The sequence below is a fragment of the Verrucomicrobiia bacterium genome (assembly GCA_035577545.1).
GTDB lineage: Bacteria > Verrucomicrobiota > Verrucomicrobiia > Palsa-1439 > Palsa-1439 > Palsa-1439.
On record DATLVI010000034.1, the window covers coordinates 197,173 to 223,526 of the forward strand.

The window sequence follows — 26,354 nt, forward strand, 5'->3', positions numbered from 1 at the left end:
GGTGAATAGGGATGAAAACATTCCGGAAAAATGACAAATGGGTTCGTTTTTTGAATTCACGGGCTTTGCCCAGCCCTTGTCCCCTCCGAGGAGGGGAACGAATGATGACGGCAGACCGGGGGAAAGTCGCGCGGCAGCGCGACCCTACCAACTACTCGGAGAGTTTGAGGGATTCGACGCCGATGATGTCGGGGTTGGTTTTGATGGCGGCCTGGAGTTCTTTGCCGGGTTCGGTGTTGAGTTGGATGCGGCAGCAGGCGGCGGCGGCGCCTTCGAAGATGATGTTTTGGACTTCTTCGATGTTGGTGTTGGCGCGGCGGATCTGGTCCATGACATGAGCGAGCACGCCGACGCGGTCGTAATGGCGGACGATGAGCTGCCACTTGGCGGGAGTGCGGGTCGCGAGGTTGACGCAGTTCGGGACAGCGCCGGTTTTGACGTAGGTCTCGATGATGCGGATGGCCTCCTCGGCGATGGCTTCCTGGGCCTGTTCCGTGGACGCGCCGATGTGGTGCGTGCCGTAGAGATTTTTTTCTTCGAGAATGGGATCGGCGAATTCACCCGACGCTTCGGCGGGTTCGGGGTCGAAGACGTCGAGGCCAGCGCGGATTTTTTTCGCGGCGAGCGCAGCGGCGAGGGCGGGTTGATCGACGACTTCGCCGCGGGCGGTGTTGATGAGGATGGCGTTGGGTTTCATCAGCGCGAGGCGCGCGGCGGTGACGAGTTTTTTGGTGTCGGGTTTTAGTGCGACATGCAGACTGATGATGTCAGAGCGGCGGAAGAGCGTATCGAGGTCGGGGCAGTACTCGACTTCGAGGTCGCGGGCCTTTTGCAGGTTGAGGGAGCGCGACCAGGCGATGACGTGGAGACCGAAGGCGTGGGCGCGCCGGATGACTTCCTGGCCGATCTGGCCGACGCCGACGATGCCGAGGGTCTTGCCGAAGACGCCGTCGGCTTTGCTGAATTCTTTTTTGTTCCATTGATGCTTGCGGAGCGCAGCGACGTTGTCGGCAAGGCGGCGGTCGAGGCCGAGAATCAACGCGAAGACCAGCTCGGCGACCGCGACGGAATTTTTTCCGGGACAATTGGTCACGTACACGCCGCGGGCGCTGGCGGCCTTGACGTCAATGGTGTTCACGCCCGCGCCGGCGCGGACGATGACGGCGAGTTGGTCGCCGGCCTTGATGGTGTCGGCGGAGACTTTTTTACTGCGGACGACGAGGACCTGGCAGGGCGCGATGAGTTTGGGAAGTTCTTCGGCTTTGACGGCGGCGTTGTAGGTGACGTCGCAGCCGAGTTTCTTGAGTTGGTCGAGATGTTTTTCGGAAAACTTGTCGGCAATCAGTATCTTCATGTTGCTCTCCCGCGGGGTGAACGAAGAACGCGGGGTAGCATAGAGCAAGGCGGCGGCGGTTGGCAAGTATGCTATGAAAAAACGCTGACGATTGCGCAGAAAACTCTGACAATTGCGCAGCGTGTGCTTGCAATGCGGCCGGCGAACCAGTAGATTGCGCGACTTGGGAATGAGTTCTGCAGCCTCAGAAGAAGCGGCGTCGAAGTCCACTGGCAAGAAGTTGCGCGTGCTGGTGGTCGATGATCAGCCGGCGGTGCGCGAGGTTGTGGCCGACACAATACAATACGCGGGGCACGAAATCGTCGGCACCGCCAAGGACGGAATGGACGCCGTGACGCAGGCCAAGGAGTTGCGTCCGGACGTGGTGGTGATGGATATTTCGATGCCGCGGATGAACGGGGTGGAGGCGATGAAGGCGATCCTGGCTGCGGGGGATGCCAAGCGGGTGCTGTTGATGTCGGGAGAATATCGGTCGCTGGGGGTGACGCGCGATGAGATGATGCGACACGGGGCGGCGGCGTTCATGGAGAAACCGTTCAACGTGACGGAACTGTTCGATATGCTCGATCGCTGGACGGCGGAAATATGCACATGAACGAGAAGACTTTTCAGGATGTCGTTCGGTACGGTCCCATAGCGCTGGGGCTTTGCCTGCTCCTCAACATCTGGGTCGTATTGCGTTACCGCGAAATTTATCGGGATGCCATCAAGGCGGAGGTGCAACTCCAACAGGTCGCGACGGGGGAACAAATCGGGCAGAGCGTGCTGCAGGATTTCGCCGCGCGGGCCAACAGTGATCCGCACATCGCCGAGATTTTCAGGCAGGCGCAAACGCCGAACGGGTTAAACAGCGCGGGGACAACGCAGCAGAATCGGCATTGAGACCTTTGCCATGAGCGCACCGGAAGAAATCCAGAGTGAAATACAGGCGGAACCGCCGATGGATGTGAGCGCGGCGGTCAGGCAGTTGCGAACGCTGGTGTGTGGACTCGGGGCGGCGTTGATTTTTGTAAGCCTGACGTTGAGCGCTTTCGTGCTCAAGCAGAACCGCGATCTCACGGCGGTGACCAACAATCGCGAACATCAAATCGCGCAGTTGCAGGCCACGCAGAAACCCATGATGTATGTCCTGAGCGAACTGGCGAAGTACAGCGTGGGCAAGCCCGAATTGACGGCGATTTTCACCAAGCACGGTCTCAAGTATTCTCCCACCGGCGCCACTGGGCAGCCAGCTACCACGTCGCAACCCTAGCTTGGTTTCGCGGCGGGATCGGGCTGAGGAAGAACGGCCGGCAGCGCCGCCAGGGCCGTTTCGGCGGCGATGGTTTCCGCCTGTTTCTTGCTGGCTCCGTGGCCGCGCCCGAGCTCGCGTCCTTCCCACTCGACAATCGCCTCGAAGTACTTGCTGTGATCGGGTCCCGATTCGTGGATGACCCGGTAGATGGGGCCGCTGGCGGAGTGGGCCTGGAGCAGTTCCTGTAACCGGCCTTTGGGGTTTTGGCGGGGCGTGGTCTGCTTGATGGTTGAAAACTCCTCGGCGAATTGCGTGAGGATGAATTTGCGGGCAGCGCGGACGCCGCCATCGAGGTAAACGGCGCCGAGCAACGCTTCGTAGGCATCGGCGAGATTGGAGAGCCGTTCGCGGCCGCCGCTGCCTTCCTCACCCTTGCCCAGCATCAGGTGTTTGCCCAACTCGATGGCTTGCGCCCGGTGGAAGAGGGTGTGACGATTGGCGAGGTGGGCGCGAATCTGCGTGAGCTTGCCCTCGGGGTGCTCGGGGTAAAGCTTGTAAATGCGATCGGTCAGCACCAGCTGCAGCACCGCGTCACCGAGAAACTCCAGGCGTTGATTGTGATGGTTGCTTTCCGTGCCGCGCTCGTGGGCGATCGATGGATGGGTGAGGGCCTCAACGAGGAGATCGTGGTTTTTGAATTCGTAGTCGATGGTTCGCTGCAGCTTTTGAAATTGCATGGTCGTTGCGTCGCCTTCGCCTGCAGGGGGATGTTGCCGCTCTGAAACACGTCAGGGCCCAAAATCCAACTGCGATGCTGACGAGTCTACCGAAAGGCCTTCAAAAAATCGAGTTGAATCTCGCGGGGGTTACCGCCGTCCCGACCGCGGGTGGAAGCGGTAATGGGTTTCTTTGAGGCGGCGTTGATCGACGTGCGTATAGATCTGGGTGGTCGAGATGTCCGCATGGCCGAGCATTTCCTGGATGACGCGCAGGTCCGCGCCGTTGTCGAGTAGGTGGGTAGCGAAACTGTGGCGCAAGGTGTGGGGTGTGATGGTTTTCCCGATACCGGCCGCCCGGGTGTATTTTTTGATGAGCACCCAAATTGTCTTGCGACTGAGCGGCTGGCCTCGCGTCGAGAGGAAGACTTCGCCGAGGTGCGCGGCTTTCGCAAATGAACTGCGAGCCTCGCGGAGGTAGCGTTGCACCCATTCGATGGCCTGTTTACCGATGGGCACGATCCGTTCCTTCTGGCCCTTGCCGACCGAGCGGAGGAAGCCCGCCTCGAAATTGATGTCGCTCAGTTTGATGTTCGCGACTTCGCTGACGCGCAGGCCCGTGGCGTACATAAACTCCAGCAGCGCCTTGTCGCGCAAGCCAAGCTTTGTGCGCGTGTTGGGCGCCGCGAGCAGTCGCCCAACCTCTTCATAGTCGAGCGTGTGGGGAAGTGTTCGCCAGAGTTTCGGTGAGTCAATGGTTTGGGTGACGTCTGTGGCCAACAGTTTCTCCCGAGATAGGAACCGGCAGAACATGCGAATCGCGGCAAGGTGGCGCGCGAGGCTGCGCGGACCCAGGCCGTTCTTACGACGATCCAGAAGATAGTCGGTGATGTGCTGACGCTCGGCGGCATTGAACTGCCGGACGCCGCGTTGTTGGAGGAAGCTGGTAAACCGCGCGAGATCGGTCCGGTAGGCGAGGCGTGTATTGGCAGCCAATCCGCGCTCGACAGACAGATGATCGAGAAAAGCATCGACCAGTTGCTCCACCGCACAACCTCCTTGGTTGCCGGATATTATAGGTAGACTTCGGACGTTGGGGAAGCCTGTTTATCGTCCAAAAACAGGGGCTTATCGAAAGCGGACAAAAAAACTCTTTTTTGTGTTTGACATGCCAAACAAGTGTCTTATATCACTATCACAGATGGAAACTTGGAAGGAATTCGAAGCGAACGAGCTAACGCACAGCGCGGCTCATCATCTTCTGGCTATTTATGAAGTTGGTTTGGAGTATGGCGGTTGGGCGCGCGTGTCGGATATTGCCCGCGAACTCAGCATTACGCGCGGCAGTGTGTCGATCAACCTGCGGGCGCTAAAGAAGCGCGGCTGGGTCGAGACCGACGAGCATCACATGGTGAAGCTTTCGACAAAGGGACAAAAGGCTGCGCAAGCCGTGATGGCGAAGAAGGCGGTCGTGAAGACGTTTTTGTCCAGCGTGCTGAATGTTCCCGAGCTGCAGGCGGAAATCGACAGTTGCAAGGTCGAGCATCTCATCAGCCAGCCCACCGGGGAGCAGCTCGTACATTTTATGAGGTTTCTGGTTTCGGAAGATCCGCTCGCCAAACAGGTGCTGGCGCGGTTCAAGAATTTTCACGACCAGTGTCCGGAAAGCAAGACCTGCGAGGTCTGCCACGGCCACTGCCTGATTGAGGAATTACAACACGCCGGCCTATGAAGACCGATCGCACAGAAATCGTTGAAGATTTGAATCGTTTGATGGCCGAGGAACTGGAGGCGTTCCTCCGCTACTTCCAAATGCGTTACCGTCTGCGCGGCGTGGATCGACTGGCAGCCGACAAACTTTTCGAGGAAGGCACGCGCGAAACCCTGGAGCACGCCGAGGCGATCGCCAAACAGATTCGCGCGCTCGGCCACGTCCCGCAACTCAAGATCGACCTGGAGTTGCGCGGCGGACCCACCAATTTACAGGAAGCGCTGGCGGAGATGCTGGAAGTTGAACGGCAGGCGCTGGACGCGTACAAGGAGGTCCTGCCGCGAGTGACGGGTGACACGATGCTCGAGGATTTCATTCGCAAACAAATCAGCGTGGAAACGGAGCACGTCCAGGAGATCGCGACTTTATTGGAGTAGAAAATTTGAGGGCTGCGAGCAGGTTGGCACGCCGCATCGCAGCCCTCAACGCAAGCACGCCGTGAAGCGTGTCCACGGAGGAAAAATAGAACCGGACGGGACGCTTTGCAACGTCAAAGTTGCGGGCGCTGCCGTCTCACAAAGAAAGCAGGGGACCCGTGCCAGTCTCGAATGAGGCTGACAATGAAGGGATTGGGAACGTGGTGGATGGCAATGTTGGCGATATACGGAGCAATCAACGTGGCAACGGCTGACGAGACGGGACAAGTGGTCCGCCTACCCGAGGTGCAGGTGGCGGGGCAGGTGCTGCACGAAGAGCAACTGATGGGCCCTTACCAGCAACCGAAATGGACGTCGGGAGGCCAAATTGGCGGTCAGTCGGTGTACGTGCTGCCGTCGTGGAATGCCGAGTTGTCCCAACGCTGGTTCCCGGAGCGCACCCGCGACGGTGAATTTGACAATGCCTTTCAAGACGAAATTGAAGTTGGCTTGCCGCATCGGTTCCAAGCGGACTTCAATGAGAACTGGGGGGTTGATCACGACGGTCATGTGGAACATCGCGGGGTCGGACTCGAAGGACGCTGGGCCCCAGCCGACTGGGATGTTATTCCGCTGAACCCAACGATTTATTTGGAGTGGGAGTTCAACAATCAGTTCTCGGAACACGCCGACGGGGACGCGTATGAGATCAAATTGTTGCTGGCGGAGGAGATCCATGACCGCTGGCACTGGGCGTTGAACGCGATTTACGAACAGCAGGTTGGCGGCGAGCGTGCCACTGAATTCAAAATCACGCAGGGGCTCACGTATTCATTGATTGACGACAAGCTGGCTGGCGGTCTCGAGATGAAATTCGAAGATACGACGGTGAACGGCGAACGGGGTGACCAGGAAGTCGAGTTCCTGGTTGGTCCCAGCCTTTCATGGCGTCCAACCACCCACAGTCACCTTGACATCGTCCCACTCTTTGGTTGTACGGGCGCCGCGCCAACGGTGGAGGCGACGGTTGTTTTCGGCATTGAATTTGGCGCCGGCTCCGACCGCGAGGCGAGCGCGCCGGCTTCCGCCAAGGGAAGATAAATGAGATGGGAACCATAACTACTATGCATGAGCCAATCAAATCATCGCAGCCGGTTGTGGCTTTGGGAGCAAAGCCGAGGGCCATGCGCCTGGCGTTTAAGGTCATGCTGGCAATCGCCGCATCGCTCGTCGTCGGTTTACTGGTGTGGCAGGGCATTACCGCGCATGGGAGCCCGGATCCGACGACTCCCCACACCAGTCCGACCGTGGCATTGCTCGACATTGGCGTGCTCGTATTTCGCGAAGGGCTCGAATGTATCATGGTGCTGGCGGCGATTACTGCCGGCATGGTCGGGAGCAGCCGACATCACCGGCGCCCGGTCGCCTGGGGAGCGGGAATCGGTTTCGTAGCGACGATTGCGACATGGTTTATCGCGGTGGGAATTATCAATGACCTGACGGCGAATGTTTCCGCCCTCCATTTGCAGGCCGCCACCGGCTTGTTGGCCGTCATCGTTCTGCTGGTGGTCATGAATTGGTTTTTCCACAAACTGTACTGGGGCGGCTGGATCTCCATGCACACCCGCAAGAAAACGGAACTGCTCGAGAGCGCGGGCAACGCGGAAATATCCGATACGCGTCTCGTGCGCGGGTTGTGCCTGCTGGGGTTCGCTTCACTTTACCGCGAGGGATTCGAGATCGTGCTCTTTCTGCAAAGCTATTACCTCCGATTGGGAGGGCGGGTCGTCCTGGAAGGTGCACTGCTGGGGCTGTTTTTCTCGGGCATTGTTGCGGTGCTCACGTTTGTGGCCCACCATCGTTTGCCCTACCGGAGGATGCTGGTGTTGACGGGGATCATGTTGGGATTTGTGTTGCTGGTCATGGTCGGTGAACAGACCCAGGAGATGCAACTTGCCCACTGGATCACTACGACGCCAGTTCAGCCCTTGGTGAATGTCATTCCCTCCTGGATGGGCATGTGGTTCGCGGTCTTCCCGACGGCGGAGACGCTGGGCTCCCAATTGCTCGCCGCGATCCTCGTCATTGGCTGCTACTTCGCGCCGCGATTTCGGCCAGCCAAGCTGCGCCAGAACGGAGAGCCGGCCTTTCAGGATCTTCCCACACCACTGGCCGACCCGGCCGAAGCGCAACCGGTTCAATCCACGAAATAGAGGGCCAACCGCTTGGGGCCGTGCGCGCCCATGACCAGGATTTTTTCGATGTCTGCGGTTCGACTCGGTCCGGTAATGACCGAAAGCGCGCTCGGCCAATGTTTGTTGTAGCGTTTACGCAGCAAGTCCATTGCGGCTGCGAGATCGGGAACAATCTGGTCGTGGCGAGCAATCACCAGATGCGTCGGTGGTAACACCGAAAGTGCGCGTCCACCTGCGGAAAGCGTGGAGACAATGATCGACCCGGTCTGAGCCACCAGGCAATCACAACTGGTCACACCCAAATCGCACTCACGCGCGCTTGCGTTAGCTCCTCCGATTGCTTTGCCGACCAGATCGCTTCCGTCGGTGGCGATTTTCAAAAAACCTTTCAAGAATCCGGCCAGCCTTTCGCCGTTCTCAATGAGTTCACCCTTTAACGCTGCAAACTCCTCGCGAAATCGCACTTCGGGATTTGTGACCGGCGGGAAGATCGGCGCACTAGTTGGCGGAGGCGGTCGATGGGCCTCCACGTGCAAGGCGGCACGGACACGATCGAGGATGTTGTCACGAGCGACGTCCATGCTGCCTCCAGTAGTCCTTAAAGCTTTGTTTCGACGGCGTGGGAAACTCACGGGTCGCTGTCCATGGTTTCAAGAACGGTTGGGCGAGGCCCAATCGCAGCGCAAGGTTCACGAAGCGGCTGGCGATTGCATAGGCCGTGGGCGATTGCATTGTAGCGAGCCACATGCGGAACAGCAAACGCTGAATTGGGCTATCGAATTTGCTTTGGATGGCATTGCGGCGGTTGTGGAGCAAGTGGTGATGCAAATCGATCCGTACCGGGCAAACATCCGTGCAGGCACCGCAAAGGGAACTGGCGTAGGGCAGGTGCGACCACTCTTGGGCGTCACGCAAATGTGGCGTTATGACGGAGCCGATGGGGCCTTGATAGGTCGTACCGTATGCATGGCCGCCAACATTCTTGTAAATGGGGCAGACGTTGAGACACGCGCCGCAGCGAATACAGTGCAGGGCATCGCGTTGCTCGGCGTCGGCGAGCAGGCGCGTCCGACCGTTGTCGAGGAGGATCACGTGGAATTCCCGCGGGCCGTCGGTTTCGCGCTCCTGTCGTGGACCGCCGATCAACGAGCTGTACGCCGTGATGGTCTGGCCGGTACCGCTGGCGGACAGCAACGGCCAGAACAGGGCGAGGTCTTCGAAACGGGGAATGAGTTTCTCGATACCAACGACTGCCACATGCACACGCGGCAGGGAGAAGCTGAGGCGCGCGTTGCCCTCATTCTCGGTGATCGCCACCATTCCGGTGTCGGCGACCGCGAAATTCGCGCCCGTGATCCCCATATCGGCGGTCAGGAACTCCTGCCGTAGCCGAGCGCGGGCGACCATTGTGAGTTCCTCGGCGCTATCAGTCAGCGGCGTACCCAGTTTTTCCTGGAATGTGCGTGCAATGTCGGCCTTGGTCAGGTGCATGACGGGCGTGACGATGTGGTAGGGAGGTTCGCCGCGAATCTGGCAAATGTACTCGCCGAGGTCGGTCTCGACCGTGTGAATCCCAGCCGCTTCGAGCGCGTCGTTGAGATGGATCTCTTCGGTCGTCATCGACTTGGATTTGACAACTTTCCCTACGCCATGCTGCCGGGCCAGTTGGAGGATATGCGCGCGCGCGTCCTCGGCTGTCTCCGCCCAGAACACATGACCACCGTTGGCGAGCACGTTACGCTCAAACTGCTCCAGGTACCGGTTGAGGTGATTGATCGTCTCCCATTTGATGGCCGCGGCGTGGGAGCGGGCGTTTTGCCAGTCGGCGAAGCGCAGTCGACCACGCGCGACCGCCACGTCGTACGTGGCAATGGCTTTCTGGATGACGGCACGATGGCGGAGGTCGGCGGTTTTTTCCGCCGCATCGTGTTTGAATTGATCGAGTGCCGCCGTCATGTCGAGGCCAGCACTTCCGCGAGAGAGATTGTTTTGATCGGCAGATTCTGGCGGCGCAGGTACCCATCGATTTGCATCAGGCAACTCGAATCGGTGGAGACAACGTATTGTGCGCCGGTTTTCTGGATCGAGGTGACTTTCACTTCATCCATGGCGTACGAAATCATCGGGAACTTCACGGAAAAGGTGCCACCAAACCCGCAGCACGTCTCCGCTTGGTCCATCTCGATCAACTCGACACCTTTCACGTTGCGCAACAGTTGGCGGGGTTCGTCCTTGAGGCGGAGCTCGCGTAGCGCATGGCAGGCATCATGGTACGTGACGCGCGCGGGGAACTTCGCGCCGACGTTCGTCACACCGAGCTGTTTCACGAGGAATTCCGCGAACTCGTAAGTGTGCGCGGTCGTCTGTGTAGCCTTGCCGAGAAGTTCGGGATAGAAGTTGCGCACCATCGCTGTGCATGAGGCGGACGGGCTGACAATAGCATCAGCCCCAGCAAAGATTTCGCAGTAGCGCGCGGCCAGGGTGCGGGCTTCGTCCCAATATCCCGTGTTGAAAGCCGGCTGACCGCAGCAGGTTTGTTCCTCGGGGTAATAGACGTCCACGTTCAGCCGTCGCAACACGGTGACCATCGCGATGCCCACATTCGGAAAGAGCTGGTCGATGAAACAGGGGATGAATAACGCCACGCGCATTGGCCGAGAACTTACGGACTCGTTGTGTGCGAGGCAAGAAGACAATTCATAAGACGGACTTGTCGTTTGGCGGGGTTTCGCGTAATGATTGCCTTTGAGCTTTATTATGACAAACCTTTTTGACCTTTCCGATGACGTGGCGGTAGTGATCGGTGCGACCGGTGTGCTGGGTGGCGCAATTGCCGAAGGCCTGGCCGCTTCCGGCTCTAAAGTCGCGATCATCGGACGCAATACCGAGCGTGGCGAGGCCCGCGTCGCCACTATCAAGAAAGCGGGTGGGACTGCCGCCTTTTTTTCAGCCGATGCACTAAAACGCGAGGACCTGCACATCGCTCACGAGAAGATCGGCCACGCACTGGGCGCGCCGACAATCTTGGTCAATGCCGCGGGCGGCAACGATCCCAAGGCGACCGTCACCGCCGAACAAAAATTCGAAAACATCCCCGTCGCGAACTGGGCCAGCGTGTTCGACCTGAATCTTGTCGGTGGGGTGTTTCTACCGTGTCAGGAGTTTGGCGCGGCGATGGCGCAACGTGGACACGGATCCATCATCAATATTGCCAGCGTGTCCGCCCATTTGCCGCTCTCGCGGGTGGTGGCGTATTCGGCGGCAAAGGCGGCGGTGGTGAATCTCACGCAATTCCTGGCGCGCGAATGGGCACGGAACGGCGTGCGCGTGAATTCGATTACCCCCGGCTTCTTCCCGGCGGAGCAGAATCGCGCGTTACTATTCAACAAAGATGGCACCCCGACCCCGCGCGCGCAATCGATTCTCGGCCATACGCCGCTTGGCCGGTTCGGTGACGCTGGGGAGTTGGTCGGAGTAGCAGTTTTCCTCGCGAGCGAGAAAGCTAGCAGTTTTGTCACGGGCGCTGATATCCGCGTTGACGGCGGGTTCCTGGCTCAAACAATATAGTTGCTCGCCTCGGAGGCAGGAGCAATTCATTGATGAAACGTATTTTATTAACGACAACTTCATTCCAGGACACACCGGGAGAGCATCACCAGATGCTTGAGGAGGAGGGCTTCGAGATCGTTCGCGAGCGGGGACCGTTACCGGAATCGCGGATGCTCGAACTCGTGGCCAAGGGTGATTTCGACGGCTGGCTGATTGGCGACGACGCGATCACACGGGCCGTCATCCAAAAATCGTTGCCACGTCTCCAGGTGATCAGCAAATACGGCATCGGCCTCGACAAGGTGGACGTGAAATCCGCGACGGAGTTCAAGCTGCCCGTTACATTCTGTCCGGGCGTCAACCATACGACCGTCGCCGAACACGTCTTTGGCCTCATGCTGGCGATCTACCGCGACATCGTGCCGCAGTGCAACTATGTAAAGTCGGGGAATTGGAAGCGTCTCACGGGACACGAATTGTTTGGCAAGACGATTGGTGTCATCGGTCTTGGGCGTATCGGCAAGGAAGTGTCGAGCCGCGCACGTGCGTTCGGCATGAACGTGATCGCCTTCGACCTTTACTGGGATGACAAGTTTGCCCAACAGTATAACATCCAGCGCGCTGGCTCCATCGAGGATGTGCTGAAAGCCTCCGACATCGTGACCCTGCACACAAACCTCACAGACGAGACCCGGCATTTGATGAATACGAAGCGCCTGGCGATGATGAAGAAAGGCTCCGTGCTGATCAATACCGCACGCGGTGAATTGGTCGAGACCAACGACATTGTCGCGGCACTCAAGAGCGGCCAGTTGCTCGGTTATGGCGCCGACGTGCTCGAATCCGAACCGCCGCCCAAGGATCATCCGCTGTTCGCGTGTCCGAACGCTGTGCTCACGCCGCACATTGGCAGCCGCACGTATGAGAGTGTCGCGCGCCAGGCAAAGATGGCGGCGCAGAATCTGATCAATGTTTTGAACGGCCAGCCGGCGATCGCGCAGGCCAACAAACTTTAGAACTCTCGCACCGGAGAAATTATATGCCAGAACAAGCTGACATCGGTCTTATCGGTCTCGCCGTCATGGGCGAGAACATCGTCCTCAACATGGCGAGCAAAGGATTCACGGTCGCCTGCTACAACCGCACCGTGGAAAAGGTGGATGCATTCGTCGCGGGTCGCGCGAAGGGCCAGCCGATCATCGGCTGCCACAGCATCGAGGAGCTGACAGCCAACTTGAAACATCCGCGTAAGGTCATGATGCTTGTTAAGGCGGGCAAGGCGGTGGACGATCTTATTGAGCAATTGCTGCCGCACCTCGAAGCGGGGGACATTATCATTGACGGCGGCAACAGCCATTTCACCGACACGATTCGTCGCTGCCAGTACGTGGAGAGCAAGGGCCTCCTCTATGTCGGCACGGGCGTGTCAGGCGGTGAAGAGGGCGCGTTGAACGGGCCTTCACTGATGCCTGGCGGTAGTCCCGCCGCATGGCCGCATATCAAGGGCATCTTCCAGAAGATTTGCGCGAAGACTCCCGAAGGCGAACCATGCTGCGACTGGGTCGGCGAGAACGGTGCGGGCCATTTCGTCAAAATGGTCCACAACGGCATCGAGTACGGCGACATGCAGTTGATCTCCGAGACTTACGACCTGATGAAGCGCGGGCTGGGGTTGACCAATGAGGAGATGCACAAGATTTTCGTAGAGTGGAACAAGGGCGTACTCGACAGTTATCTCATCGAGATCACAAGCAACATCCTGGCGTACAAGGACGAAACTGGCCAGGCGGTAGTCGACGTGATCCTCGACGCGGCGGGCCAGAAGGGCACGGGCAAATGGACGGTCATTAGCGCGCTCGATGAAGGCATGCCACTGACGTTGATCGGCGAGGCGGTGTTCGCGCGTTGCCTGTCGGCCGTCAAGGAGGAACGGGTCGAAGCGTCGAAACAAATCAAGGGGCGCGTGTCGACGTTCAAGGGCGACAAGACGAAATTAGTCAACGACCTGGGCGCGGCACTCTACGCGGCAAAGATCGTCAGTTACGCGCAGGGCTACCAGCTCATGCGCGCCGCGGCGAAGACGTACAAGTGGAACCTGAATTACGGCGGCGTCGCCCTCATGTGGCGCGGCGGTTGTATCATCCGCTCTGCCTTTCTCGGCGACATCAAGAAGGCATTCGTTCGCAAGCCCGATCTCGTCAACCTCCTGCTGGACAAGTTTTTCAAGAGCGCCGTCGGCAAGCGACAGACCGCGTGGCGGCGCGTGTTGGTACAGGCCACGAAACTTGGAATCCCCGCACCGTGCCTCGGTTCCGCGTTGGCGTATTTCGACGGTTACCGTTCGGAGCGGCTGCCTGCGAACTTATTGCAGGCACAACGCGACTTCTTCGGGGCGCATACCTACGAGCGCTTGGACAAACCGCGGGGGGAGTTCTTGCACACCAACTGGACCGGACACGGAGGCACGACGACTTCGCGATCGTATAACGCGTAAGGGCGGATTTCGCAGAGTAAACCATGGGCGAAACTTATTACGTTGTTCCGGAGGCGGTTCACAATACGCTGGTCGAGAAAGCGTACCGCCATCGCGGGTATGCCGCGGATGAGGCGGCGGATGCAGCGCGTTTCTGTGCCTCGGCGTCCACGCACGGCATCCGCACGCACAACGGCATCAAGGCGCTGCACCTCGATCATCTGTTTGGCAGCGGCGTTGGCGGCTGCGTGCCCGGCGCGAAGATTCGTGAGATCCCGTCCAAGTTCAAGGCCGCACGCATCTGGGACGCGCAGAAGAAACTTGGCCAGCCTGTTGCCTATCGCGCGATGGAGACCTGTATAAAACTCGCGGACGAGTTCGGCGTCGGCATCGTTAGCGTCGACAACGCTTTTCATTACCTGTGGGGTGGCGGCTATGTGATGGACGCGGCGCAAAAGGGGTACATCGCGTACACCTGCTGCACATCGGCGCTCGCCGAAGTCGTACCGTTCGGCGGCAAATTCCCGACTCTCGGGACGAACCCGCATTCGTGGGCGTTCCCGACGACGAAAGCGATTGGGTTTCCCATCGTCATCGATTGGGCAACGTCGACCGTGGCGATGGGGCGCGTGCAACAGCTTAAACGCGAGGGTAAACCGCTCCCGCCCAACTGCGCCGTCGACAAGGATGGAAATCCGACCACCGATCCCGACAAGGCAGTCGCACTGCTGCCATTCGGCGCGCACAAAGGTTATGGCCTCGGTTTGATCGACGAATTGTACGGCGCATTCGTCGGTGGTTCGCTGCCGACCATTCGCGGGCACTATGAGATGAAGGACGACGAGAAGCACACCCCGGTGTTCTTCTTCCAATGCATTCATCCCGACGCGATGAGCGGCGGCGCATTCGCCAAGGGACGCAACCAGGCGGACAACGTCAAGGCCGTCATCCAGGACATCCTCGGGCACGGCAACGAGAAGTGCATGCTTCCCGGCCAGCCCGAAGCTCAAGCGGCCGAGTTGACGAAGAAGCACGGCGGCCTTCTCTTTTCCAAAGCCGAGGTGGAAGCATTCAATGAGATCGCGGAAGAGTGCGGCGAGAAACCGTGGGATATGACTTCGTTTAGGATTGTGATTGTTTGAAAGGACTGCATTGATGCCACTGAAACTTCGTGAGAAATATGCTTTCGACCAACTTTCACTGGGGGAGATCATGCTGCGGCTGGACCCGGGCGAGGGACGCATCCGCACGGCGCGTGAGTTCAAGGCCTGGGAAGGTGGTGGTGAGTACAATGTCTCCCGCGGACTGCGCAAATGTTTTGGGCTGAAGACGGCGGTGTGCACGGCGTTCGTGGACAACGAAGTCGGTCATCTCATCGAGGACTTCATTATGCAGGGGGGAGTCGCGACGGACTTTATCCTCTGGAAGCCCGATGACGGCATTGGGCGGTCGGTCCGCAACGGGCTGAACTTTACCGAGCGCGGGTTCGGCATTCGCGGCGCGGTCGGCGCGCCGGATCGCGGTCACACGGCGGCGAGCCAGCTCAAGCCGGGCGATTTCAATTGGGAGAAGATCTTCGGCGAACTGGGCGTGCGGTGGTTTCATACGGGCGGTATTTTTGCCGCGTTGAGCGAATCCACCGCGGCGGTGACTGTTGAGGCGGTCAAGGCGGCCAACAAACACGGGACGATTGTGAGCTACGATCTGAATTACCGGCCCAGCTTGTGGAAGAGCATTGGCGGACAGGCCAAGGCCCGCGAAGTGAACCGCGAGATCGCCAATTATGTGGATGTGATGATCGGCAACGAGGAAGATTTCACCGCGTCTCTTGGTTTCGAGGTGGAAGGTCTCGACCACGATATCAGCAAGATTGAAACGGATGCCTTCAAGAAAATGATCGAGAAGGCGGTGGGTGAGTTCAAGAATTTCAAAGTGGCGGCCACGACGCTGCGCAAAGTCATCACCGCGACGAAGAACGATTGGAGTGCGATCTGCTGGATGGACGGCAAGTTTTACGAGAGCCGGCAGTATCCCACATTGGAAATCCTCGACCGGGTGGGCGGCGGAGACAGCTTTGCCAGCGGGTTGATCTACGGCTTCCTGACGACCGGCGACCCGCAAAAGGCCGTGGACTATGGCGCCGCGCATGGCGCGCTGGCGATGACTACACCGGGTGATACCTCCATGGCCACGCAGAAAGAAGTGGAAAAGGTCATGGGCGGTGGGAGCGCGCGGGTCCAGCGTTAAGGACGCGGCGCTCGCAGGCAGTGTACTTTTCCACCAATTCGTCGTAGATGCGGACCGACTTCGCGATGGGCCTTACCTCGCTGTTCGGGATGGGGTCGGTGAAGGCGGAGACGACTTCCTGCCATTTCGGTTTCTTCCCGCCGTGTAACAGCCAACCATGGGCAGCGCGGAGCGCGGCCCCGAGGGCAGTGCTTTTGGCGACTTCGATGCGGTGGACGGGGCAGTTGAAGACGTCGGCCATGATTTGCAGGACGGGAAGATCCACGGAGCCGCCGCCGGTGGCGTAGATGGTTGTTGGATTGATCTTCATCCACGCGGAGTGGATGCGCATGGACATCATCTGGGCTTCCACGATAGCGCGGCAGTCCTGGGCGGCGATGTTGCTTTCGTCGAAGTCGAAGCGGTGGACGCCGGGCCGGCTGACGCGCGGAACGATCTCCGGTTCGAACCACGGCAACATGATCGCGCCAGCGTTGCCCGGCTTGGTTTTGAGGAGCAATCGGTCGTAGCCTTCCCAATCGAGTCCGTACTGATCGCGGATTCTCTCGCGAGCCAGCGAACCGTTCGTGAAACAGATCAACGGGAGATAATCACCCGTCGGTGCGCCGAATACGCTGCCTTCCCCGCGCACATCCACGCGACACCGCTTCATCCGGCCGAAATAGGTATAGCTCGTGCCGAGACTGATGGCGACCTTGCCTTCGTGGATGAGGCCAAGACCGACGGCGCTGCAGGGGTTGTCGCCCGACCAGACCAATGCTTGCGCAGCCGGATTGAGCCCGTACTTTTTTACGAAATAAGGGCTGGCAGTCCCGATGACATTCCACGGTTCAGCGAGCGGCGGGAGTTTGGACTTCAAGTTTGGCGCGGTGGCTTTAAGCGCTGCGGGTAGCCAAATTTTTTGGTGGATGTCCATCAAGTTCATCCCCGCGCCATCGCCGTGGTCGATGGGAGCGATCTTACCCGCGAGCAGCGAGGCCATAAACGAACTCACCAATGCGATGCTTGACGTCCGCGCGTAGTTGCCCGGCTCGGTCTTGTAGAACTTGCGAATCTGCGGCCCAGTGAACCGCTCGAATGTGTCCGAGCCGGTTTGCTGGGCGGTAGTTTTGATCCCGCCGAGTTTTTCGCGGATTTCCGCGCACTCGACGTTCGTGGAGGAATCCATCCAGATCGGCGCCGAGGCGCGCGAGAAGATGCCGCGCAAATTCTCTACGAGACCCTTTGCAGGATTAAGTTTGGCCAGTGCGACAGCGGCACGGTTGCTGAGATAGACCGAACCGTGTTGCTGTCCGCTTCCACTGACGGCAAGGATTTCGCCGAGTGGCACGCCGTCCTGCTTCATCTGCGGGAACAACACGTCGAGCGCCTCGGCCCACATTAACGGTGGACTGTGAACAACGAGCGGGTCGTCGTGACGCAGTGTACCGTTCTGGGTGCCGTAATGCGGCAGAGTTTTGTCGAAGTTCAGCGACCTGTCATAAACGACACGCCGCGTGTCGTAATCGATTACCACTGCGGAAAGACTTTGCGTGCTCGAGTCGAGTCCAAGAAAGAGCCGGGCCATGAGTGTGTTTGTAACAGGGCGGATTTGCGGCGGCAACTGGTTACTTGAACGACAAACTCAATGGCTTTTGCGCGACTTGAAAGGTCGATTCGAGTTCGAAGCCGTTGGGGGTTTGTCTGTAAGCAAATGGCTGACCGGTAGTGGGGTCGGGATGTGACTGGAGAGCGTCCGTTCCATTTTGCATGACCGCCAAACCTGCAGCCGCCATTGCGCTCCTGATCTTCATGGCTTGCGTCTTGTCCGTCGCCAATCCGAGGCTGGACACAAACATCGCGACGATTGGGTTGGTTTTTGCGGCCTCGTCGAGATTGGTCAACCACGCCTGGTACTGTGCATCCGTCAATTCCGATGCTTTGGCGTATTGCGCCTGCAGTTCGGCGGCCTGACGCATCTGCGCAATGTACTGCGCCAGCCCGGTCGACGATATCTGAGCGGAATCGTTTCCCATCGTCAATTCGCGCGCAGCTTCTTCGGGTGGCAATGCAGCCAGCCTATCAGCCGTTTCACCAAGGATGTTGGCCTCCTGTTCGAGCGCACGCCGCAGGGCCTCGTCGTAGCTGGCGCCATTTAAGAATTCCCCGAGGCGCGGGTCGCCCGCGGTGGCCAACACGCTGGCATGCTCCGCGACCGAGTCGATCACCATCTGTTGCATGGACAGATCAATCATGTGGCCAATCAGAGCAGACGACGATGCATTCTGACCGAGCTGTGAAGTGGCCGCCAGATCGGCGACCAATGCCGACGGATCACCCGTTCGGCAGTGGGCGGCGCTCCAGACCGCCGCACGCGCGAGTTTTCGACAGGGGTCGAGATGGGGGAGCAACGTCTTGAAGGTGATGGGTTGTCCCAGTCCCCAATCGCAGTTCGTCACCACGGTTGCCTGATGCATCAGCTCGCAGATCGGCAGTATTTTTCCGCAGAGTTCCGCTGCGACCGACGAATCGACATTTGTCCGCCAATTATCGAGCAGACTTTTCTGCTCTTGGGAGAGCGCGTCGTAGATAGCGGACGCCCGCCCGTAAATCAGGGCGGCGTTCATTGCGATCACCGGCGATCGGGTGACGCGGTTGGTGGGAGCTTCAGGCGGCTCGGCGTTGTCGGGCGCGAAGAAGGGAGCGTGCGGCGAAACGGTTATGGCCCGGATTGGCGGCAGGTCTGGTGCTGGAGGCGGAGTTTTGCGCAGGGCAAACCAAGCAATGACCAGCAGTAGCGCGAGACCACAAAGTCCAGGCACTACATACCGGGCCATTCTGCTTTGGGACTGTTTCATTCGACCTGAATTTCGACACTCATCGTAACAGACCTCCCGGTGCCAGCAAGCTGTTTGGTCTAAGGGACCTCACACTGCCACCCCTCCCCCATGAACGGGCCAGTTCTACGCCGTTGGCGGTACTGGGAAAGAGTCCACCAGGAGAATGGGGAACGGGAGGATGAGACAAACGGATTGCCACATTCTTGGGTGTCTGGTATGTTCTCGGCGCACTTGATGCGGAGGGGTGGCTGAGTGGTCTAAAGCGGCGGTTTGCCAAACCAAAAGAAGCACTTCCTCAGCTTTCGCGATTTCGTCAAGAAAGTGTTAAAAATGCATGCCCGCTTGCATGATATTCATTTCTCATAGTTGGCACCAAGACGCAAGGAATTGCACTGAAAGGCGATTGGTTTGCCATTTTTCGCCAATCGAAATCCGCCGATTGCGCCTTTGCGTTTTGATCTGTGCGAAGTTGTGGACTTCCTCTGTCTGATCGTATCCCTGGCGTAGATTGGTGAAACGTAGCGGGCGTTCGAATAGTTCGGTTTGGTACGTCGTTGCAGACGTCGAAGACACGGTCATACAAGCAGGATAACCAACACACTTCAGATCCCTATCTGATTTTGAAAACTCTGTATTTTGAACGGTGATTCTGGGTCGTCGAACCTCACGGTATTCTTACCGGACTCAGAAGAAAGGCTAGGTCCTTTCCTGGGCATCGAGGAGGCCGCGGGCTTCCGCACACGCTCCGGTGTTTAGCAGTTGCGAGATGCGATCCAACTCTACCGTCGGGGCGTTCCCTTTCTTGCGAAGCGCGTAGAGGCGAGCGGGAAGCCGCAGGTCTTCGGCTGTGAATGCGAAACTTTGACCCAACTCTTTGCGCCGTGCTTGCTGGATAATCTCCAGGAAGGTGTACCCAAACTCGTGGGTCGGCTCGAGCATTGTGCCTTCGCCGTAGTCGTTCCAGGTGACCAACTGAATGAGGGGCCACGGACCGTCCATGTCCACTTCCAGAGTTTCCTGCAGCGTTTTGCCGCCGCGATAATCGAGACGCGGTTGGTGCTGCGCGTAGACGTCATCGAAGCCGGGGTAGGCTGAGACGATGACCTCGTCGCGGTTCGTGGAAAAATACGTGAAGACCTCCCGGATGCGTCTCCGGATTGTCGCTTCGTCTGCTGACGGAACCTGCCATGGATCCCAGTGAATCCACGTGAAGCCGCCATCTCCTCCGGCTTTCTTCCAAAGATGATGCAAGGCGTAGAACGACGGTCGGGTTGGAATGGTCTTGAACGCGGCGTCCCACACGGCCCTGTCGGTGAGGTAGATCGGCCCGAAGTTCAGGAACAGCGGCCGGCCGCGATATTGGAGATACTGCGGTTTCGTTAACCATTCCTTCTGCAGCCACAGAATCTGCCGGGCGAGTTCGTTGGTGATTTGATCGGGCCCAATCTTCTTCAACTCGACCATGGATTGGATCGAGCGATCTTCATAGCAGACCGCAAACTTCATCCCGAGTTTTCCGCAGGCGTCAAACAGCGCGCGGGCGGCTTTGTGGATAGCCGGATAGTCGTACGTGTCGCTGGTGCCGTACCAGTCGGGAATCACGCCATCGATTCCCGCCAACTTCATTTGCAGGAGATGACATTCCAAAAGGTCCGGGTCACTCGAATCGTACAGGCCGATCAGCGGATGATAATTCGACCAGATATCCGGCAAACCGTTGGTGGTGGTTTGGTCGGGGTGATGCTTCGTTTCATAACCGGTCCAATGCCCGCCCCATTCTCCGCTGATCGCGGGCGTCGTGTACCAGGGCATGTAGTGTGCCATCAGGATTTTTTTGCCGCTCTCCGGGGCGGGTGTGGGTTGTGGCCGCTGGCCGCAAGACGTGAATGCCAACCCGGCAACGACGACGGCCAACCACCGCATGTGTTCCATCCGGCAATTCATGAATACATGTCTCCTTACAGCCTGCCAGTTTGGGGAATTCACTCTTGATTTGAGGCTATCAAGTGGCGCGGTGGCGACAACGGCCGCGGGAAATTTACGTAAAGTGGCCTTCAAGAAGTCCCGACCACGCAGGTCAGGACGCTGCGTTGGTTCTTTTGGCTGTGCTCTTGCCCGGTTTCCAGGAACCTTCCACCTCGATGCGCAGCGGATGGGAGGGAATCCCGCGGTGGCCTCGATGAATGGCAGCCACCAGCATATCGACGGCCGCGGCGCCGACAATCTCCGAGTTTTGGTCGATCCCGCTCACGTCCGGATAGTCATTCGCATCACCGTCCACATCCAGGGACGCGTAGCCGACTTCCCCGGGTACATCCAGCCCTCGTCCGACAAGGAGACGCAGCCCGAAGCGATCAACACTGATAATCGCGCTTGGGCGGTAGCGCTCGAACCAGCGATTAAAGGCCGGTTGCCTTGGAAAGTCGAGGATCAACGGAGGAGGCAACCGCTTGGCGCCCCACTGATTTCGGTAACGCAGGTAGGCCGCAGTCCATTTGCCATTGACGCGCAGATCCAACGCTTCCTCGAGCACCAGCCCGATGGTTTTATAGTTCAGGCTGGAAAGCTCATTGAGTGCCCTCAGCATGGAGGTGTACTGATCGTGAACCGCCCGGTCCAAGTCCGGCCACTCGACCGTTTCGCTGATTTCCACGGCGGAGAACAAGTTGAAATCGAGCCGGACCGAACGCATTACTTTCCCCGAAAGCTTGCTTTGGAGCGGAGCGATGATAACGCCTTCGATTCCCCGGCTCCAGATGATGTTGCCGAGGCGGGAAAGCGTCATGCCGGGCTCATTCATCCAAAACTCTTCGATGTGGTAACCGTATTCCTTCGCGCGAGCCTGGGCGCCTTCCACGTATTTCCGCTCCGTCAGGTAGCGTTTCCAATCTTCGGGCGACGCTCCAGAAGTCAACAATGCCAGGCACGCTTTCGTATCGACCGACTTGTTGGCGCGGATGTGCGAGAGGAGCTTGGCAACCTCAGGATCCGGCTCGTAACCGAGTTCCTTGGCGACCTTCAGGACCTTCTTGCGAGTCGCATCGGAGACGCCGAATTTTCCCCGGAGCGCGAGTGAGACCGCCATGCGCGAGATGCCGGTCCTTTCGGCGATTTCCCGAAGCGCCACTCTGAATGTTGCCGCCATCCGAGTATCATCCGCTATCTTTACGTAAAGTCCAGCGGATTTCGTGCTACGGCGAGCCAACCCGATAGAAGCGCTGAGGGTCACCCATGGCGTTGGGATCGACAAAGATTATAAGGCTCCCCGCAGCGTTGGTCGTGCTGCCGGGGACCGTTGTCCATGCGGACGAAGTCAGGTCGGTTGTGGTCTCGACATGATAGGTAAGGCCTGACGTGGTGGAGTAACTGATCGTCACGGACCCATCGCCGCCGATCGTGATTCCCGTAATCGCCGCCAGGAAGTCGAAGCCGGCTGTCTGCATGATCGGCCCGTTGATCGTGATGGATGCCGGATTGTTGGTCCCGGAATACGAGCCACTGCCGGTGCCTGTCCATGCATCGAAAGCGTAACCGCTCAACGCGCTTGCGCTGATATTCACATTCGTCCCGTTGTTGTACCAATTACTGCTCGGACTCACGCTTCCTTCGGGGCTGGCGTTCATCGTCAGGAAATACTGCGTCGCAAAATTCGCCGTGTAGTTTGCGGTTACAGTTGGACTGACTGTGTGTGAGATTGGCCCGCCATCGCTCCAGGAACTCCACGCGTACTGCACGCCCGCGCCGCCGCCTTGTGGCGTGGTCGTGGCGATCGTGTGGTTGGAGCCCGTCGTCCAACTGAAGATCTGGGCATTGGTGTAGGCGGTGCCATCTACCATGAACGAAAGTCCCGGCGGATTGGCTTGAACCGTCACGCTCAGCGTGGACTGCACAGGGAAGGGCGCACTGATGGCGTTGCTCACCGAAAGCACAACGCTGGACACGAACCACTTGTTGCTCAGGTACGTTTCCACGGAACTGCGATCGGCGACACTCAGCGCGGTGTTGTAAACCAACACCTCGGCGACATCGCCGTCCCATCCATTGTCAATCGTTGAGGGCGACGGCTCCAGTCGGCCGCCGACGGTGACATCGGTGATGTTGTACTTGTAGGGGCTGATTCCATTGACGATGTTGGCGCTGTTGCTACGCGAGGAGCCGGTAGAATCGGTCAGCCGTAAAATTGCCGCGCCGCCGTTGTCCAAGAAGCTCAACAGGAATGGAGTGTTCAGAGCCGATGACGCAACATCTGCCTGCATCGGTGTGGCGGGGTGATTGCGTTGAATGCCGAACGGGTACGGCGCAGACTGACTGCCATCGGTCAGGATCACCACACCGGCTGCCCCTTGCCCGTCGGTCTGTCCCGACCTGCTAAAGCTGATGGGGCCTTGCCAGCCGTAGGTGTTGCTCGACTGGCGCGCGACGAGGAAATAGGACATCTGGCTGCCACTGTTCGTGTACGAGTTCAGACCAACATTGCCGAGGTAGGTGCAGCCGGTGCCATAACCGTTCCCGTTCTTGCTGAATGTCAGAACCGGCTTGCCGCCCATCTGGTTGGTTCGCAACGGTTGCAGCCCGGTCGTGTTCTGAGTAAACCAGAGATTCGCGCCCGTCGTGCCGCCTGTGCCTTTGTTCTTCCATGCCTGCACCCGCGTTCCGTTCGTCGTGATCGTGCTCGGGTCGTTGGCATCCAGCCAGAGCACGGCGCCAGCTACTGGGTTGCCCGTCATAACCGGCGCCACGGAAGCAATGAGTTGGTCATTGGTGCCGGCAGTATCAATCGACAGATTGCCGAACGCCACGACCCCGTTGCCAGCGCTGGTACCAATATCCAAACTGGTCGTGCCGGAGAGAGTGCCCACGCCGTTAGTGAGCGAGACGTAGACAATCAGGCTGGACGGCAGGCCCGAGGTGGTCGGAGTGCCGAAGGTGTCCACTGTCTTGACAACCGGTTGCTGGCTGAAGGGTTGGCCCGGCACCGCCCCACCGGGCTGGGTTGTGAACGCCAACGCCGTCACCGATCCGATTACCATGAAGGAGCTGCTATTGGTTGGCGAAGCGGGGCCGCTGCCGGCGGTTGCGGTCAGCACTTTCGGCCCGGGCTGATTCACACTCAAATCGGCAAAATGGGCTAGGCCGCCGCCGTCGGTCACACGGGTCAATGTGCCGGTCAAATTTCCCGTGCCACTGCCCAGCGACAGGGTGATCGCCGCGGCCGCGACAGGCGAGCCGTTGGTATCGATGGCTTGCACCTGGACTTCGGGAGTGATGATTGCACCCTGAAGCACGTTGCCGGGCTGTTGCGCAAAGCTCATCGACTGCACTTGTGGGCTGCTGAAGAAGGCGGTCTGGGTAATCGGCGCATTCATCGTGACGGAGGCCGAACTATTAGTCCCCGAAAATGAGCCGCTTCCGGTTCCGTTCCAACTACTGAATTGGAAACCGAGCGACGGCGTGGCGCTAATGTTCACCACGGCGTTGCTGTTTTGCCAACCGCTGACCGGGCTCACGCTGCCGCCCGCGCTCGCGTTCATCGTTAAGTAATACTGTGTGCCGAAGCTCGCTGTGTAAGTGGTGGACACAAGTGGCGAAACCGTATGCGATATTGCCCCGCCGTCACTCCACGAATTCCAGACGTCCTGCACGCCGGTTCCGCTGTTCTGGGGTGTGGTCGTGGCGATGGTGTGGATCGAGCCCTGCGTCCAGGTGAATGTTTGGGCATTGGTGTAGGTCACGCTATCCACGATGAACGAATGTCCAGCAGAATTGGCCTGTACCGTCACGCTGATCGGTTGCGTGAGAAAATTGAAAATGAACTGACCGTTGGACTGGTTGGTGAAAATGGTTCCCGGCGTTTGCTGGGAAATGATGGGCGTGTTGCTGACGACGAGGTCGGTGACGGTGATGCTGCCCTTGGCGTCGCTGCGAGCGAGCACGCCGAATACGCCGTCAACAAACACATTGGAACAACAATTGTTCTGAGGGTGAAACACGTGAACCCCCAGGGCATAACCGGAGGCATTCACGCTGCTCATGGTGGCGTTCGTCACCACACCGCCGCCCGGATCAACAATTTGGATTGCGTACGACAGGCTGTTGGAGATGTTCAGGTTGTTGATTTGGACGCCATTGATGTCGATGTTTTGCGGACAGAGCGTGAGCGCTCCGCGCCACTGCCAGCCCGGATCAAAACCGCCGCAGCGAACCAAATCACACCTTTGGGCCACGGTGGTTCCAGCGAACACATACGGTCCGATAGGAAATGTGCCGGCAATCAGGATGCCGCAACCGTCGGTAGTGTCGACGAACCGGCAGTCCTCCACCCGGTTGCTGATTCCGCCATAAATTCCGCAGGCGTTGGCGAACCAGGGCGACTGGGCGGTGCAATGGGTGAAGACGTTGTACCCGGGTTGATAGGCCGCCGTACGATACGTGGCCGGCCAGATGGCAAAAGAATCATCGCCCGTGCCGCGCGCAGTGCAATTGCTCACAATGCAACCCTGCATGCCCACGTCGATGTTGATGCCGTCCGCGATTGTATTACGGAACCGGCAATCGGTGACGAGCATACCGAGGGCATTGGCAAGCCAGGCGCCGGTTTTGGTGTGCTCCACCCAGACTCGCGCGATGCTCGAATTGGTGCCGAAAATTTCGCTGAACCCATCGTTCGCCTGGCTGTCATTGCGGTTATTCAATTTCCCGAGGATCGCGAAGTCGGCGAAGTGGGTGTTGCTGCCCTCGCCGTTGAACCGGACCCGGCCCTGCTCATTGACATACGTGGTGGGACTACCAACGAAGGTGGTGTACCACATGCCGGCGCCCTGGATGGTTGTGCCGGGGGGAACATTGATATCACCGGTGACCAGATAATTGCCGGGAGGAAACCAGACGGTACCCCCCTGATTCACGCAGTTATTGATCGCGAGCGTGTCGTCGGCAACGCCGTTGCCGACCGCCCCGCAGGCGAGGACGGACTGTGAACCGGGCGGTTGGGTCAGCGGCGAACCGATGTTCTCGAGGTCAACGAGGTCAAGGATGTAATAGGCGGCCGTATCGTTCGCGTCCATCTGCAGACGGACAAGATCCCCCGGATTGATGGTCAGGTTCATCACGCGCGCTTCGTCAAAGAAGTTCCGGGCATTACCGTCGCCGGGATTGTTGGAAAACGTGTAACCCCCGTAGAGCCACGAATACTTCGAAGACACGGGAATTTTCTGGACGAAGTTTCCATTGAGATAAAGACTGATGGTGTAATCAGCGCCGACCCCGTCCGCCGTGTCGGGCACACTGTAGCGCACGACCAGGGTGTTGGCCGTCGTCTGTGCGGCAAACTGCACATACTGCCCCGAACCGGCCAGACGGACGCACTGCCTGCCCGACGATTCTCCCTCGACGGTGTTCGTGACGGTGGCATTCTTGTCCACGGCCACGGGCGGGGGGCCAAGGATCGTGCCCCCGTTGATGGTCATCGCTTCCGCTTCATAGGTGGTCCACGGGACGGTCGCCCCCGTCGATGCGAATGCGGAGTTCAGAGAAACGACAAGCGTCAGGAAAAGGGTGAGGCCGAGCATCTTGGCGTTCATGGTGGAATCGTCAGTTAAACGGTCGACATAAATAACAACTGCCCTCGCCGGGCAAACCAA

Annotated in this window: 23 protein-coding genes; 12 read left to right on the plus strand and 11 right to left on the minus strand. The window is 58.8% G+C overall.

What is annotated here, in order from left to right; all coding sequences use genetic code 11:
* Nucleotides 1-151: 151 nt before the first annotated feature.
* Nucleotides 152-1,354 (minus strand): 3-phosphoglycerate dehydrogenase, encoded by a 1,203-nt coding sequence (locus VNL17_12915; protein HXI84981.1) that lies wholly within the window; start codon nt 1,352-1,354, stop codon nt 152-154.
* Nucleotides 1,355-1,523: 169 nt separating this feature from the next.
* Between VNL17_12915 and VNL17_12920 the strand changes: the two genes are divergently transcribed.
* The 3 genes from VNL17_12920 to VNL17_12930 are packed head-to-tail and all read left to right on the plus strand — an operon-like array spanning nt 1,524 to nt 2,606.
* Nucleotides 1,524-1,949: a response regulator gene (locus VNL17_12920; GenBank protein ID HXI84982.1), complete on the plus strand. Its 426-nt coding sequence runs from the start codon at nt 1,524-1,526 to the stop codon at nt 1,947-1,949.
* Nucleotides 1,946-2,236: a hypothetical protein gene (locus VNL17_12925; protein HXI84983.1), complete on the plus strand. Its 291-nt coding sequence runs from the start codon at nt 1,946-1,948 to the stop codon at nt 2,234-2,236. The genes VNL17_12920 and VNL17_12925 overlap by 4 nt, the downstream gene beginning before the upstream one ends.
* Before the next feature lie 10 nt (nt 2,237-2,246).
* On the plus strand, nt 2,247-2,606 hold the full coding sequence (locus VNL17_12930) for a hypothetical protein (protein HXI84984.1): 360 nt from the start codon (nt 2,247-2,249) through the stop codon (nt 2,604-2,606).
* Here VNL17_12930 and rnc read toward each other — a convergent pair.
* Both rnc and xerD read right to left on the minus strand, forming a co-directional pair.
* Entirely contained in the window at nt 2,603-3,325 is a 723-nt protein-coding gene (gene rnc / locus VNL17_12935) for a ribonuclease III (GenBank protein HXI84985.1), read from the minus strand. The genes VNL17_12930 and rnc overlap by 4 nt on opposite strands.
* A gap of 129 nt (nt 3,326-3,454) precedes the next feature.
* The gene (gene xerD, locus VNL17_12940) at nt 3,455-4,351 is read right to left on the minus strand and encodes a site-specific tyrosine recombinase XerD (protein ID HXI84986.1); all 897 of its coding nucleotides are present in this window, start codon (nt 4,349-4,351) and stop codon (nt 3,455-3,457) included.
* Between the two features lie 154 nt (nt 4,352-4,505).
* On the opposite strand from xerD, the gene VNL17_12945 reads away from it, so the two are divergent.
* From VNL17_12945 to VNL17_12960, 4 genes are all read left to right on the plus strand, one after another.
* A complete protein-coding gene (locus tag VNL17_12945; GenBank protein HXI84987.1) occupies nt 4,506-5,036 on the plus strand; it encodes a metal-dependent transcriptional regulator in 531 nt (176 codons plus the stop codon).
* Entirely contained in the window at nt 5,033-5,452 is a 420-nt protein-coding gene (locus VNL17_12950) for a ferritin-like domain-containing protein (GenBank protein ID HXI84988.1), read from the plus strand. The genes VNL17_12945 and VNL17_12950 overlap by 4 nt, the downstream gene beginning before the upstream one ends.
* 183 nt (nt 5,453-5,635) lie before the next feature.
* Complete coding sequence (locus VNL17_12955) at nt 5,636-6,532, plus strand: hypothetical protein (protein HXI84989.1); 897 nt, start codon at nt 5,636-5,638, stop codon at nt 6,530-6,532.
* A gap of 83 nt (nt 6,533-6,615) precedes the next feature.
* Nucleotides 6,616-7,644, plus strand: a complete 1,029-nt coding sequence (locus VNL17_12960) for an FTR1 family protein (protein ID HXI84990.1) — start codon at nt 6,616-6,618, stop codon at nt 7,642-7,644.
* On the opposite strand, the gene VNL17_12965 is transcribed toward VNL17_12960, so the two are convergent.
* From VNL17_12965 to VNL17_12975, 3 genes are read right to left on the minus strand one after another with little or no spacing between them, the layout of a single operon-like run.
* On the minus strand, nt 7,629-8,207 hold the full coding sequence (locus VNL17_12965) for an LUD domain-containing protein (protein HXI84991.1): 579 nt from the start codon (nt 8,205-8,207) through the stop codon (nt 7,629-7,631). The two genes, VNL17_12960 and VNL17_12965, sit on opposite strands and share 16 nt — an antisense overlap.
* On the minus strand, nt 8,191-9,582 hold the full coding sequence (locus tag VNL17_12970) for a LutB/LldF family L-lactate oxidation iron-sulfur protein (protein HXI84992.1): 1,392 nt from the start codon (nt 9,580-9,582) through the stop codon (nt 8,191-8,193). Before VNL17_12970 ends, VNL17_12965 begins: the two co-directional genes overlap by 17 nt.
* Nucleotides 9,579-10,277, minus strand: a complete 699-nt coding sequence (locus VNL17_12975) for a (Fe-S)-binding protein (GenBank protein ID HXI84993.1) — start codon at nt 10,275-10,277, stop codon at nt 9,579-9,581. The genes VNL17_12970 and VNL17_12975 overlap by 4 nt, the downstream gene beginning before the upstream one ends.
* 106 nt (nt 10,278-10,383) lie before the next feature.
* On the opposite strand from VNL17_12975, the gene VNL17_12980 reads away from it, so the two are divergent.
* Genes VNL17_12980 through VNL17_13000 form a run of 5 tightly spaced genes read left to right on the plus strand, consistent with a single transcriptional unit; the run spans nt 10,384 to nt 15,895 of the window.
* A complete protein-coding gene (locus VNL17_12980) occupies nt 10,384-11,193 on the plus strand; it encodes an SDR family oxidoreductase (protein ID HXI84994.1) in 810 nt (269 codons plus the stop codon).
* Nucleotides 11,194-11,225: 32 nt separating this feature from the next.
* Nucleotides 11,226-12,191: a phosphoglycerate dehydrogenase gene (locus VNL17_12985; GenBank protein ID HXI84995.1), complete on the plus strand. Its 966-nt coding sequence runs from the start codon at nt 11,226-11,228 to the stop codon at nt 12,189-12,191.
* Nucleotides 12,192-12,214: 23 nt separating this feature from the next.
* Complete coding sequence (gene gnd / locus VNL17_12990; GenBank protein ID HXI84996.1) at nt 12,215-13,669, plus strand: decarboxylating NADP(+)-dependent phosphogluconate dehydrogenase; 1,455 nt, start codon at nt 12,215-12,217, stop codon at nt 13,667-13,669.
* 23 nt (nt 13,670-13,692) lie between these two features.
* Nucleotides 13,693-14,790 carry an Ldh family oxidoreductase gene (locus VNL17_12995; protein ID HXI84997.1) on the plus strand — a complete coding sequence of 366 codons (1,098 nt, stop codon included), beginning with the start codon at nt 13,693-13,695 and terminating at the stop codon, nt 14,788-14,790.
* A gap of 13 nt (nt 14,791-14,803) precedes the next feature.
* Nucleotides 14,804-15,895 carry a sugar kinase gene (locus VNL17_13000; GenBank protein ID HXI84998.1) on the plus strand — a complete coding sequence of 364 codons (1,092 nt, stop codon included), beginning with the start codon at nt 14,804-14,806 and terminating at the stop codon, nt 15,893-15,895.
* Here VNL17_13000 and VNL17_13005 read toward each other — a convergent pair.
* From VNL17_13005 to VNL17_13025, 5 genes are all read right to left on the minus strand, one after another.
* Complete coding sequence (locus VNL17_13005; protein ID HXI84999.1) at nt 15,861-17,462, minus strand: FGGY-family carbohydrate kinase; 1,602 nt, start codon at nt 17,460-17,462, stop codon at nt 15,861-15,863. The two genes, VNL17_13000 and VNL17_13005, sit on opposite strands and share 35 nt — an antisense overlap.
* 40 nt (nt 17,463-17,502) lie before the next feature.
* Entirely contained in the window at nt 17,503-18,732 is a 1,230-nt protein-coding gene (locus VNL17_13010) for a hypothetical protein (GenBank protein ID HXI85000.1), read from the minus strand.
* 678 nt (nt 18,733-19,410) lie between these two features.
* On the minus strand, nt 19,411-20,658 hold the full coding sequence (locus tag VNL17_13015) for a hypothetical protein (protein HXI85001.1): 1,248 nt from the start codon (nt 20,656-20,658) through the stop codon (nt 19,411-19,413).
* A gap of 133 nt (nt 20,659-20,791) precedes the next feature.
* Nucleotides 20,792-21,859: a LacI family DNA-binding transcriptional regulator gene (locus VNL17_13020; GenBank protein HXI85002.1), complete on the minus strand. Its 1,068-nt coding sequence runs from the start codon at nt 21,857-21,859 to the stop codon at nt 20,792-20,794.
* 46 nt (nt 21,860-21,905) lie between these two features.
* Nucleotides 21,906-26,294 (minus strand): glycosyl hydrolase family 28-related protein, encoded by a 4,389-nt coding sequence (locus VNL17_13025; GenBank protein HXI85003.1) that lies wholly within the window; start codon nt 26,292-26,294, stop codon nt 21,906-21,908.
* Nucleotides 26,295-26,354 lie beyond the last annotated feature (60 nt).

Excerpts from the sequence above, each read along its gene's own strand:
- VNL17_12915 (HXI84981.1), bottom strand. The coding sequence starts at position 1,354 with ATGAAGATACTGATTGCCGACAAGTTTTCCGAAAAACATCTCGACCAA.
- VNL17_12920 (HXI84982.1), top strand. The coding sequence starts at position 1,524 with ATGAGTTCTGCAGCCTCAGAAGAAGCGGCGTCGAAGTCCACTGGCAAG.
- VNL17_12925 (HXI84983.1), top strand. The coding sequence starts at position 1,946 with ATGAACGAGAAGACTTTTCAGGATGTCGTTCGGTACGGTCCCATAGCG.
- VNL17_12930 (HXI84984.1), top strand. The coding sequence starts at position 2,247 with ATGAGCGCACCGGAAGAAATCCAGAGTGAAATACAGGCGGAACCGCCG.
- rnc (HXI84985.1), bottom strand. The coding sequence starts at position 3,325 with ATGCAATTTCAAAAGCTGCAGCGAACCATCGACTACGAATTCAAAAAC.
- VNL17_12945 (HXI84987.1), top strand. The coding sequence starts at position 4,506 with ATGGAAACTTGGAAGGAATTCGAAGCGAACGAGCTAACGCACAGCGCG.
- VNL17_12950 (HXI84988.1), top strand. The coding sequence starts at position 5,033 with ATGAAGACCGATCGCACAGAAATCGTTGAAGATTTGAATCGTTTGATG.
- VNL17_12955 (HXI84989.1), top strand. The coding sequence starts at position 5,636 with ATGAAGGGATTGGGAACGTGGTGGATGGCAATGTTGGCGATATACGGA.
- VNL17_12960 (HXI84990.1), top strand. The coding sequence starts at position 6,616 with ATGCGCCTGGCGTTTAAGGTCATGCTGGCAATCGCCGCATCGCTCGTC.
- VNL17_12965 (HXI84991.1), bottom strand. The coding sequence starts at position 8,207 with ATGGACGTCGCTCGTGACAACATCCTCGATCGTGTCCGTGCCGCCTTG.
- VNL17_12970 (HXI84992.1), bottom strand. The coding sequence starts at position 9,582 with ATGACGGCGGCACTCGATCAATTCAAACACGATGCGGCGGAAAAAACC.
- VNL17_12975 (HXI84993.1), bottom strand. The coding sequence starts at position 10,277 with ATGCGCGTGGCGTTATTCATCCCCTGTTTCATCGACCAGCTCTTTCCG.
- VNL17_12980 (HXI84994.1), top strand. The coding sequence starts at position 10,384 with ATGACAAACCTTTTTGACCTTTCCGATGACGTGGCGGTAGTGATCGGT.
- VNL17_12985 (HXI84995.1), top strand. The coding sequence starts at position 11,226 with ATGAAACGTATTTTATTAACGACAACTTCATTCCAGGACACACCGGGA.
- gnd (HXI84996.1), top strand. The coding sequence starts at position 12,215 with ATGCCAGAACAAGCTGACATCGGTCTTATCGGTCTCGCCGTCATGGGC.
- VNL17_12995 (HXI84997.1), top strand. The coding sequence starts at position 13,693 with ATGGGCGAAACTTATTACGTTGTTCCGGAGGCGGTTCACAATACGCTG.
- VNL17_13000 (HXI84998.1), top strand. The coding sequence starts at position 14,804 with ATGCCACTGAAACTTCGTGAGAAATATGCTTTCGACCAACTTTCACTG.
- VNL17_13005 (HXI84999.1), bottom strand. The coding sequence starts at position 17,462 with ATGGCCCGGCTCTTTCTTGGACTCGACTCGAGCACGCAAAGTCTTTCC.
- VNL17_13010 (HXI85000.1), bottom strand. The coding sequence starts at position 18,732 with ATGAAACAGTCCCAAAGCAGAATGGCCCGGTATGTAGTGCCTGGACTT.
- VNL17_13015 (HXI85001.1), bottom strand. The coding sequence starts at position 20,658 with ATGAATTGCCGGATGGAACACATGCGGTGGTTGGCCGTCGTCGTTGCC.
- VNL17_13020 (HXI85002.1), bottom strand. The coding sequence starts at position 21,859 with ATGGCGGCAACATTCAGAGTGGCGCTTCGGGAAATCGCCGAAAGGACC.
- VNL17_13025 (HXI85003.1), bottom strand. The coding sequence starts at position 26,294 with ATGAACGCCAAGATGCTCGGCCTCACCCTTTTCCTGACGCTTGTCGTT.